This window comes from Mesorhizobium sp. M7A.F.Ca.US.006.04.2.1 (assembly GCF_004022915.1).
GTDB lineage: Bacteria > Pseudomonadota > Alphaproteobacteria > Rhizobiales > Rhizobiaceae > Mesorhizobium > Mesorhizobium ciceri.
This window is the reverse complement of record NZ_RZQA01000108.1, coordinates 1-10723: the sequence shown is the minus strand read 5'-3', so window position 1 is coordinate 10723 and position 10723 is coordinate 1. Positions and strand designations below refer to the sequence as shown.

The 10723-nt window shown below is 62.6% G+C and carries 9 protein-coding genes; 7 read left to right on the top strand and 2 right to left on the bottom strand.

The annotated features are described in order from the left end of the window. Positions 1-833: LysR family transcriptional regulator (locus EN925_RS08640; RefSeq protein ID WP_164894162.1), on the bottom strand; the 833-nt coding region annotated here is incomplete at its 3' end. Positions 834-945: 112 nt separating this feature from the next. On the opposite strand from EN925_RS08640, the gene EN925_RS08635 reads away from it, so the two are divergent. The 7 genes from EN925_RS08635 to EN925_RS08605 all read left to right on the top strand — a co-directional run bounded on the left by EN925_RS08635 (position 946) and on the right by EN925_RS08605 (position 9275). Next, on the top strand, positions 946-2601 hold the full coding sequence (locus EN925_RS08635; protein WP_128336460.1) for an ABC transporter substrate-binding protein: 1656 nt from the start codon (positions 946-948) through the stop codon (positions 2599-2601). Then, complete coding sequence (locus EN925_RS08630; RefSeq protein ID WP_164753535.1) at positions 2598-3488, top strand: DUF427 domain-containing protein; 891 nt, start codon at positions 2598-2600, stop codon at positions 3486-3488. Before EN925_RS08635 ends, EN925_RS08630 begins: the two co-directional genes overlap by 4 nt. 79 nt (positions 3489-3567) lie before the next feature. Beyond that, complete coding sequence (locus EN925_RS08625) at positions 3568-4332, top strand: SDR family oxidoreductase (RefSeq protein ID WP_013532887.1); 765 nt, start codon at positions 3568-3570, stop codon at positions 4330-4332. Between the two features lie 419 nt (positions 4333-4751). Beyond that, on the top strand, positions 4752-5726 hold the full coding sequence (locus EN925_RS08620; protein WP_064995094.1) for an ABC transporter substrate-binding protein: 975 nt from the start codon (positions 4752-4754) through the stop codon (positions 5724-5726). 77 nt (positions 5727-5803) lie between these two features. Continuing rightward, positions 5804-6889, top strand: a complete 1086-nt coding sequence (locus EN925_RS08615; protein WP_127369001.1) for a glycine betaine/L-proline ABC transporter ATP-binding protein — start codon at positions 5804-5806, stop codon at positions 6887-6889. Beyond that, a complete protein-coding gene (locus tag EN925_RS08610) occupies positions 6886-8868 on the top strand; it encodes an ABC transporter permease subunit (protein WP_127369002.1) in 1983 nt (660 codons plus the stop codon). The genes EN925_RS08615 and EN925_RS08610 overlap by 4 nt, the downstream gene beginning before the upstream one ends. 29 nt (positions 8869-8897) lie before the next feature. Further along, positions 8898-9275, top strand: a complete 378-nt coding sequence (locus EN925_RS08605; protein WP_013532891.1) for a GFA family protein — start codon at positions 8898-8900, stop codon at positions 9273-9275. Between the two features lie 15 nt (positions 9276-9290). Here the strand turns inward: EN925_RS08605 and EN925_RS08600 are convergent, their stop codons facing one another. Beyond that, a complete protein-coding gene (locus EN925_RS08600) occupies positions 9291-10649 on the bottom strand; it encodes an NAD(P)/FAD-dependent oxidoreductase (protein WP_127369003.1) in 1359 nt (452 codons plus the stop codon). Positions 10650-10723: the final 74 nt, after the last annotated feature.

The window sequence follows — 10723 nt, the reverse complement described above, 5'->3', positions numbered from 1 at the left end:
GCCTGCGCACGCTGGCCTGTGAGCGCGACATCCAGAACATCCGACGAGGCGGGGTTCGCGGGCAAGGCGGGGTAGATCGGCCGCTGGAACACCGGCGTATTGTCGATGCGCCGCATCTCGCCGCGCTCGATATGACCGCTGACGGCGCTGAGCGGCAGATAGGCGGCGGCCTGCTGCGACAGGACATGCTGCAGCCCGATGAAGACCAGCCCCGCCGATATGGCCGGCTTGACCATGCCGGCATAGGCGCGGTCGTGCTCGATGCGGAACTCAAGCCCCCAGTCCATCAGGATGTAGTTTTCGGTCCACGGCCTGTTCTGCGCGGCGTGCTGCACCAGCACGACCTGATCGACGGCCAGCGTTTCGTAGACGATGCCGGGATGCGGTCGCGGCAGGTAGAGGATGCAGATGTCGAGCAGGCCTTCCGTCAGCTGGTCGATCGCCGAGTCCGGGAAGCTGCCCTCCAGCCGCAGCGCCACGTTCGGCCGCCTGGCGCGCATCCACTCGACCCATGGCGAGGTGATGCGGTCCCACAGATAGGCAGGCGCGGTCAGCCGCAGCAAGGTCTCGTAGCCATCGGGAACGGCGATGTCCTGCCGCGATTGCTCCCAGGTTCGGGTGATGGAAGAGGCATGTGGCAGGAACTGCCGCCCGGCCGGCGTCAGCGTGACGCCATCGCGGTCGCGCACGAAAAGCCGGCGGCCCAACTGCTCCTCCAGCCCCCTGATCCGTGCGCTGACGGTGGACTGCGCGAGGTTGAGCCGGCTGGCCGCAACGGTGAAGCTGCCATGGGTGGCGACTTCGAGAAAGCTGCGCAGATTTTCAGTGTCCATGCCCACCTCTGCATCGAAAATTTCGATGACCCCTATCAAAAAATATCGCTTTCCGGCGGCAGTCAACAATGAACTAGATGGCCGAACCCCAAGACAAGCGAGGAATCCAGCCATGCCCAAGCATTTCCGGATGATCGACAACGCTCGCAGAACGCTCACTGCAATCGAAAATTCCGCTGTCGACGAATTGCTGGCCGGCAGGATGGACCGCCGCGACTTCCTGCGCCATGGCAGCGTGCGTGGTCTCTCACTGCCGTTCCTGGGCAGCCTTGTCGCGGCCGCCGGCCTCGGCACGCAGCAAGCACGCGCGGAGGGCAAGCCGGGCGGCACGGTGCGCGCCGGCGTGGCGACGCCGGGCGGCGCCATCGATCCCGTCACCTATTATGACAGCGGCAGCTACCAGCTGGTTTTCCAGACCGCCGAATTTCTCTGCATCACGCAGCCGGACCTCACCTTGAAGCCGGTGCTGGCGGAGAGTTGGGCGCCGAACGAGGACGGCAGCGTCTGGACGTTCAAGCTGCGCAAGGGCGTGAAATTCCACAATGGCGAGGATTTCAAGGCCGACGACGTCGTCGCGACCTTCGACCGGCTGGCCGACCCCAACGGCGCTTCCAATGCACTTTCCGTGTTCAAGGGGCTGCTGTCGAAAGGCGGCACCCGGAAGGTCGACGACCACACCGTCGCCTTCCATCTCGATGCGCCGAATGGCAGCTTTCCCTATTCGGTGTCGATCGACAATTACAACGCCGTCATCCTGCCGGCGAGCTACAAGGGCGACTACGAAAAGACGTTCGAAGGAACCGGGCCATTCCGGCTGGAGACCTACACGCCAAAGGTCGGCGCGACCTTCATCCGCAATACCGACTATTGGGGCGAGAAGGCGCTGCCCGACCGGCTCGAATTCAAATTCTACGGCGACGTGCAGCCGCGCATCCTGGCGCTGCAGGCCGGCGAGGTCGACATTCTCGACGCCGTTCCGCTCGATGTAAGCCAGGTGGTGCTGAACAGTCCTGATATCACGGTGCTGCGTGTCGCTTCGACCGCGCACCGGCAGCTTCACATGCGCTGCGACACCGGCCCCTTCACCGACAAGCGCGTGCGCCAGGCGCTGGCGCTGTGCATCGACCGCTCCAAGCTGGTCGACGGGCTGTGCCGCGGCATGGCGGCGACCGGCAATGACAGCCCCTTCGCACCCGCTTTCCCCGCAACCGACAAGACGGTGCCGCAGCGCGTCCAGGATATCGCCAAGGCCAAGCAGTTGCTGGAGGCGGCGGGCCTTGCCAGTGGTTTCGACATCACGCTAACGACGCTGCGCTATTCCGACATTCCCGGCTACGCGCAATTGTTCCAGAATTTCGCCAAGGAAATCGGTGCCCGCATCTCGCTCAACATCGAAGACCAGGACAAATATTACGGCAAGGCGGTGTTCGGCCAGTCGGACTGGCTGGACAGCCCACTTGGCATCACCGACTACGCCCATCGCAGCGTGCCGAACGTCTTCCTGAAGAGCCCGCTGGTCAGCGACGGTCCGTGGAATGCGGCGCATTTCAAGAGCCCGGCCTATGACGGCATGGTCACCAGCTATCTCAAGGCGCTCGATGTCGGCGCGCAACGCGCTGCCGCCTCCGACATCCAGAAACTGCTGCTCGACGAGACGCCTGTCATCTTCAGCTATTTCCCCGATCTGCTGGTGCCGGTGCGCAAGAATGTCAGCGGCTTGCCGCCGATCGCCGCCGGCCTGCTGCTCGATCGCGTGTCCCTGAGCTGATCGTGCCTCAACGCCCGATGACAAAAGAAACAAAACGGGAGACTACCATTCGCAAGCCTCATCTGCGCGGCCGCGGGCCGCATTTTCCCTTGCTCGATACCATCGTGCAGTACGACTTCGAGCCGGGCTACATAGCCTTCACCATGCCGACGCAGAAGCGCCTGCGCGTGCAGGTGGGGTCAATGACCGTGGCCGATACGACCAACGCCTTGGTGTTCTACGAATCCGATCATCTGCCGGTCTACTATTTTCCGATCGGCGACGTTCGCGAGGAGTTCCTGCTGCCGAGCAAGACCACGATAGAGGACCCATTCAAGGGCACAGCCACCCACTATTCGCTCAACACCGGCATCACGCTGGTCGAGGACGCGGCCTGGCGCTATCTCGATCCGGTCAAGGGCTGTCCGCCGATATCGGACTACATGTCGTTCACCTGGAGCAAGATGGGGCACTGGTTCGAGGAGGACGAGGAGATCTTTGTCCACGCCCGCGATCCGTTCCGCCGCGTCGACTGCCTGCCGTCGTCGCGGCGCGTGCAGGTCATCCTCGATGGTGAGCAGGTCGCCGATTCACGCCGCGGCGTGTTCCTGTTCGAGACCGGCCATCCGGTGCGCCACTATCTGCCGATCGCCGACACGCGGCTCGATATGTTCGCGCCCAGCCGCTACATCTCGCGCTGTCCTTACAAGGGCATCTCCAACTACTATCACGTGACGACCAAGGCCAAGCGCCACGAGAACCTGGTCTGGTATTATCCTGAGCCGGTGCACGAGGCGGAGCGCATCAAGGGGCTGGTCTGTTTCCACCACGAGCTGGTCGACAAGATCCTGGTCGATGGCGTCGAAATCCCGAAGGAAGCCACGGCCGCGTCGAACGGTTATTTCTAGGCATCGACGCCGCTTGCGCGCGGGCGCTTGATCGAAGCACGGGTCAGCGCATACCCTCCTGAGACAGGGAGGACACTCGATGGATCTTTTCAAGCTGGATGGCGATGTCGCGCTGGTCACCGGCGCCGGCAGCGGCATCGGCCAGGCCATCGCGATCGGGCTGGCCGAGGCAGGCGCCGACATCGCCTGTTTTGGTCATGCGTCGAAAGGTGGGCTGGATGAAACGGCGCACCGGATCACGGCACTCGGCCGCAAGGCGCTGGTGCTGAACGGTACAGTGACATCGCAGAGCGATCTGGCGGCGGCGATCGATCGAGTCGAGAGCGAACTCGGTGCGCTGACCGTTGCGGTCAACAATGCCGGCATTGCCGGCTCCGAACCCGCCGAGACGATGCCGCTGGAGACGTGGCAGAAGGTGCACGAGGTCAATGTCGCCGGCGTGTTCCTGTCCTGTCAGGCCGAAGCGCGCAAGATGCTGGTGCGAGGCAAGGGCTCGATCATCAACATCGCCTCGATGTCGGGCACCATCGTCAACCGGGGCCTGACGCAGGCGCACTACAATTCTTCGAAGGCCGCCGTCATCCACATGTCCAGGAGTCTCGCTATGGAGTGGGCCGATCGCGGCCTGCGCGTCAATGTCGTCAGCCCGGGCTACACACTGACGCCGATGAACAAGCGGCCTGAGGTGGCCGAAGAGGTGAAGATCTTCAAGCGCGACACGCCGATGGGGCGGATGGCGGCGCCGGAGGAAATGGTCGGACCGACGGTGTTCCTGGCCAGCCGCGCAGCGAGCTTCGTCACCGGCCTCGACCTGATTGTCGATGGCGGCTACGTCTGCTGGTAGAGGTTCAACTTCGCCTGCAGTCTGAATTTATACGCCTCGCGCGGTGTTAGTCGTTGCGCGACATGAACCTTGATATATATAATTTCATCCCATGAAACTGGCTTGGCGAGATGGCGCTTGCCGGGTCGACAGCCGAGAACATGAGACCTTGATGGCTCGCACCTTGCAAGGCGCCGCAAGACTGGCAATCGATCCGCAGATGACCGCCCCCGCAGCGATCCGTCGGCAACCATGACGCCGACACTGCAGTCCTGTTCCATCATCACTAGAATTGAGCACCATCTTGCCTGCGTCGGCCAAAGCCGGGGCAACAATCTGGCGCCGACGGCCTTGCGCAAAGACCAGCCTTTCCAACACAATCAAGAAAAGCCGCAAGAAGGGAACGAACGATAATTTTCACAGCTTGAAGGAGAACAAGCATGTCACTTCGCAGTGTGATTTCGACCTTAACAATGGGAACCTTCGCACTCGCCGCGGCGAGTGCACTGACACCTTCCGCCCAAGCCGCCGCACCAGAATCCAACGATCCGATCAAGATCGCGCTGTTCGACTGGACCAGCGTCAATCTGAACGCCAAGATCCTCGGCGGTATCCTGGAAAAGCTCGGCTATACCGTCGAGTATCCCACGGCCGACTACCTCTCCAGCCTGACCACGGGCCTCACCAATGGCGATCTCGATGTCGGCCTGGAGTTCTGGGACACGACCGCCGGCGAAGCCATGAAGGCCTCCGATGCGACCGGCCAGACCGAACGGCTGGGCAAGCTCGGACCCAAGGCCAAGGAAGAGTGGTGGTTTCCAGAATACATGAAGGAGAAATGCCCGGGCCTGCCCAATTGGGAAGCGCTAAAGGACCCGAAATGCGCCGAAGCCTTCTCGACGGCGGAGACCGCACCGAAGGGACGCTATCTCGGCGGCCCGGTGACCTGGGAAGGCTTTGACGACGAGCGCGTCGAGGCGCTGAAACTGCCCTTCACCGTCATCCATGCCGGCACCGACGCGGCGATGTTCGCCGAGCTCGATTCCGCCTATCAGCGCAAGGCGCCGATCATGCTGTGGATCTATTCGCCGCATTGGGCGCCGGCCAAATACAAGGGCGAGTGGGTTGAATTCCCGGAATACACGCCCGAGTGCTACAACGACCCGAAATGGGGCGTGAACCCCGACGCCAAATATGACTGCGGCAAGCCGCATGGCGAGATCTGGAAATACTCCTGGTCCGGCATGAAGGACAAATGGCCGGTCGCCTACAAGGTGGCCAAGGCCTACACGATCGACACCGATGAGCTCAACAAGATGAGCGGCGAGATCGATCTCGGCGGCAAGACACCGGAGGACGTCGCAGCTGCCTGGATCGCCGCCCACGAGGCCGACTGGAAAGCCTGGGCGCAGTGATCGTTCCGACTGGAAAAATGAGACCCGGCTGCTGACCAGCCGGGCCTCACTTGTTGATATTCCAGAGGGACATTCGAATGACGGACAGGACTGAACAGGAGCCAAACACGGCGGGCGCGCCAAAAGACGCCCGTCCGGTAAAGCTTGCCTGCCGCAATGTCTGGAAATTGTTCGGATCGAACGCGGCCAATTTCATCCGCGAACGTGACGGCAAGGCCAGCATGGCCGACGTCACGGCTGCCGGGCTGGTCGGCGCGGTGCGCGCCGTCGACCTTGAAATCCGCCAGGGCGAGATTTTCATCATCATGGGCCTGTCGGGCTCCGGCAAGTCGACGCTGGTGCGCTGCATGTCGAGGCTGGTCGAGCCGACCCACGGCAAGGTCGAATTCGAGGGCAATGACCTGCTGAAAATCTCCGATGCAGCACTCATCGAATTGCGACGACACCGCATGGGCATGGTGTTCCAAAATTTTGCGCTGTTGCCGCATCTCAACGTGCTGGAGAACATCGCCTTCCCACTCAGCATCCAGGGGCAGGACCGGGCGACACGCGAAGCAAGGGCGCGCGAGGTCATCGAGCTTGTCGGCTTAAGGGGTCGCGAGCATTTCTATCCGCGCGAACTGTCCGGCGGTCAGCAGCAGCGTGTCGGCATCGCCCGCAGCCTGGCGACAAAACCGGAAATCTGGTTCCTCGACGAGCCGTTCTCGGCGCTCGATCCGCTGATCCGCCGCGAGATGCAGGACGAGCTGATGCGGCTGCAGATGATGCTGCACAAGACCATCGTCTTCATCACCCATGATTTCGACGAGGCCATCCGGCTGGCCGACCGCATCGCCATCATGAAGGATGGCGAGGTCATCCAGATCGGCACGCCGGAGGAACTGGTGGTCAATCCGGCGACCGACTACGTCGCCGAGTTCACCCGCGACGTCGACCGCGCCAAGGTGATCTCGGCACGCAGCCTGATGCAGGCCTGCGACGGCTCGGAGCATGGCGGAACGGTGGCGCCGGAGACCAAGATATCCAGCTTTTCCGCCAGCATCGTTGCCGCCAACAAGCCGTTCGCGGTCGTCAACGGCACCGGCAAGCCGATCGGCGAGGTGACGCCGCAAGCGGTGATCGATCTGCTGGCCGGCATTGAGCGTTCCGGAGGCGGCACATGACGGTGACGGCAAGCGCCGGCGAAACGCGGTCGCGCCCGGTTCAGGTCTGGCTGTTCGTCTGGGCGGTGGCACTCGCGGCCGTGCTTGTCGTGTTCCTGTTGCAAGACCGCCTGTCCTGGACGGTCAATTATCCGGCCAGCGCCGTCGTGCCGGTCGCCGATTGGATCAGCGCGCTGATGCGCTGGATCAAGTCGAACCTGTCCTGGTTGACCCGCTCGATCACCGCTGTGCTCGGCGTTCCGCTCGATTTCGCGCTCAATCTGCTGGCCAAGAATTTCAAGATCGGTCACGGCGCGGACGCCTATGTCCTGCCGCGGCTGTCCTGGGTCGGCGTCTGTGCTGCCGCCTTCATCGCGGGGCATGCAGCCGGCGGCAGAAAACTCGGCCTGCTGGTCGGCGGCTGCTTCCTCTACATCGCGCTGTTCGGCCAATGGACCAGCGCCATGCTGACGCTTGGGCTGATCTCCATCGCCGTGCCGTTCTGCATCGTCACCGGGCTGTTCGCCGGCATCTGGGCGTGGCGCAAGCCGTGGGCCGAAAGGCTCATCGTCTCCCCTGCCCTCGACCTGATGCAGACGATCCCGACCTTCGCCTATCTCATCCCAATGCTGCTGCTGTTCGGCAACAGCCCGGTCTCGGCGATGATTGCGACCGCCATCTTCGCCACCCCGCCGATGGTGCGAGCAACGATGCTCGGCCTATCGCGGGTGCCGTCGGAGATCGACGATTTCAGCGAAATGGCCGGCTGCACGGCGCAGCAGAAACTGTGGCGGGTGCTGCTGCCGTCGGCGCGGCCGACATTGATGGTCGGCGTCAACCAGGTCATCATGCTGGCGCTGAACATGGTGATCATCGCTTCGATGATCGGTGCCGGCGGCCTCGGCTACGACGTGCTCCTGGCGCTGCGCGCGCTGAAGGTCGGCGAGGCGATGGAAGCCGGCCTTGCCATTGTGGCACTCGCCATCGCACTCGACCGGCTGAGCCAAGCCATCGCGCACAGCCAAGCAAAGGGCCATGTCCATCAGGAGGTAAGCCCGAGCCTCTGGTGGCGCTACCCCAACCTGACGCTGGCCATCGCCATCCTTGTCGTGACAACACTGCTCGGCCTGTTCGTGCCGGCCTTGGCAGTGGTGCCGAAAGCGATCACTTTCACCACGGCGCCGCTGTGGAAGGCGGCGGTGAACTGGGTGACCATCAATTTCTTCGACACGATCGAAGCATTTCGCGTGGCGCTCATACTCAATCTGCTAAACCCGCTGCGCGCCTTTTGCGAGGGCTTTCCGTGGCTCGGCGCCGTCTTCCTGCTCGGCCTTGCAGGCTATCAACTCTCCGGCCTGCGTCTCGCCGTCCTCGTCGCCGCGCTGACCGCCTTCTGCGCCATCACCGGCCTGTGGGAAAAGACCATGGCGACGGTCTATCTCTGCGGTATCTCGGCCTTGATCGCCTGCCTGATCGGCATCCCGATCGGGCTGATGGCTTCACGCAGCGACCGGTTCGAGAAGATCGTCACGCCGGTCATCGATACGCTGCAGGTGCTGCCATCCTTCTGCTTCATCATCCCGGTGGTGATGCTGTTTCGGGTCGGCGACGTCACCGCCATGATCGCGACGATCGCCTTCGCCGTGGTGCCGGCGATCCGCTACACCAATCACGGCATCAGGCAGGTGCCGCCGGCGCTGATCGAGGCGGCCAAGGTGTCGGGCTGCACGCCGCGCCAGACCTTCTTTCGCGTGCAACTGCCGCTGGCGCTGCCGGAAATCATGCTGGGCGTCAACCAGACGATCCTGATGGCGCTGGCAATGATCATCATCTGCGCCATGGTCGGCACCCGCGATCTCGGCCAGGAAGTGTTCATCGCGCTGTCCAAGGCCGATTCCGGCCGCGGCATCGTCGCGGGTCTCGCCATCGCCTTCATCGGCATCGTCGCCGACCGGCTGTTCAGCGCCTGGACGGCGAAGGCGCGCGCAAGGCTGGGTTAGGATTAGCCGCCCCGATACAGGAGAGAATGATGACCGGCCGGATCGCTCACTGCACCTGCGGCCAATTGCAGATCCGCTGCCCGCAAGAGCCGGCCAAGGTCTCGCTTTGCCATTGCCTGGACTGTCAGCGGCGGACCGGCAGTCCGTTCGGGATCGCCGCTTTCTTCGATGCCGCCGAGACCGAGATCAGCGGCTCATTCCAGACATTCCAACGCGATTCCGACAGCGGCTTTCCCGTCACCTTCCATTTCTGCGGAACGTGCGGCTCAACGGTCTTCTGGTATCCGTCACGAAAACCGGCGGCGGTAGCCGTCGCAGTCGGCTGCTTCGGAGACCCGGCATTTCCGGCGCCGACGCAGTCTGTTTATGGCGAGAGTCGCCACGGCTGGGTCGAGGCGCCGGCCTGACGGCAAGCCCACTCGTTATTCCGCCGCGACGCCCTTCACCTCGAGATAGCTCTCCATCGAATCATCCAGCGCCTGCAGCCACGGCGTATGATGCAGCGGCGCCATGGTGCCGGTCATCAGCGAGCGGTAGGCGTGGTCGCGGAAGCTCATAATGTCTTCGCCCTTGTGGTGTTCCCATTCCATGAAGGTCTGGTTGACCGCCTCGACGTCGAAACCGGGATAATCGGTCTGGTCCATCAATTCCTTGGTGTAGTCGCCCTGGAACCAGATCATCTGCTCGGCGTCTTCCAGCGTTTCCTCACGCGCGCGCCACTTCGCGCCGTGAGCGGCCATCGCCTCGGCCGAGGGCAGCTTGATGCGGCCCATGATGACGTCGCGGGCAAACCAGGCCTGCGCGTCGAACATATTGAAGGTGTAGAACTGATCCTGCATGCCGATATAGGAAAGCTGTGGGTTCTTCTCCCAGACGACGCCTTCATAGAGATCGAGCGGCCACATGCGGTTGGCTGTCTTGAGCTTCAGATCGTCGGTCAGGAAGGGGAAGGAATGCAGGTACCCGGTGCACAGGATGATGGCGTCGACATCCTTGGTCGTGCCATCCTTGAAATGCGCGGTTTTGCCGACGACCTTCTGCAGCAGCGGCACCTCTTTCCAATTCTCCGGCCATTTGAAACCCATCGGCTTCGAGCGGTAGCTGGAGGTGATGGATTTGGCGCCGTATTTGTAGCATTGCGAGCCGATGTCCTCGGCCGAATAGGAGCGGCCGATGATCAGGATATCCTTGCCCTTGAACTCCATCGCGTCGCGGAAATCATGGCTGTGCAGGATGCGGCCATTGAAGGTGGAGAAACCCTCGAAATAGGGCACGTTGGGTACCGAGAAATGCCCGGAGGCGACGACGACATTGTCGAACTCTTCCGAGTAGGTGACGTCGTTGGTGCGGTCATGCGCGGTGACGGTGAATTTCTTCGTCTCGTCCGAAAACGTCACCATGCGCACCGGGCTGTTGAAGCGCACCCATTTGCGCAGGCCTGATTTCTCGACGCGCCCCTTGATGTAGTCCCACAGCACGGCGCGCGGCGGATAGGAGCCGATCGGCCGGCCGAAGTGCTCCTCGAAAGTATAGTCGGCGAATTCCAGGCATTCCTTTGGTCCGTTCGACCAGAGATAGCGATACATGGAACCGTGCACCGGATCGCCATGCTCGTCGAGACCGGTGCGCCAGGTGTAGTTCCACAGGCCGCCCCAGTCCGACTGCTTTTCGAAGCAGACGATCTCGGGAATGTCGGCGCCCTTGTCGGCCGCCGATTTGAAGGCCCTGAGCTGTGCCAGGCCGGATGGGCCGGCTCCGACGACGGCAACGCGACTTTTCATGGCAGGCCTCCCGATCTGGTTTCGACTTTTGCCTTGACGCAACTCCCAAGGGAAAAGCGCTATGCGCTTTTTCC

Bases quoted from the DNA above. Each gene is read 5' to 3' on its own strand.
- EN925_RS08635 (WP_128336460.1), top strand. From the start codon at position 946: ATGCCCAAGCATTTCCGGATGATCGACAACGCTCGCAGAACGCTCACT.
- EN925_RS08625 (WP_013532887.1), top strand. From the start codon at position 3,568: ATGGATCTTTTCAAGCTGGATGGCGATGTCGCGCTGGTCACCGGCGCC.
- EN925_RS08620 (WP_064995094.1), top strand. From the start codon at position 4,752: ATGTCACTTCGCAGTGTGATTTCGACCTTAACAATGGGAACCTTCGCA.
- EN925_RS08615 (WP_127369001.1), top strand. From the start codon at position 5,804: ATGACGGACAGGACTGAACAGGAGCCAAACACGGCGGGCGCGCCAAAA.
- EN925_RS08610 (WP_127369002.1), top strand. From the start codon at position 6,886: ATGACGGTGACGGCAAGCGCCGGCGAAACGCGGTCGCGCCCGGTTCAG.
- EN925_RS08605 (WP_013532891.1), top strand. From the start codon at position 8,898: ATGACCGGCCGGATCGCTCACTGCACCTGCGGCCAATTGCAGATCCGC.
- EN925_RS08600 (WP_127369003.1), bottom strand. From the start codon at position 10,649: ATGAAAAGTCGCGTTGCCGTCGTCGGAGCCGGCCCATCCGGCCTGGCA.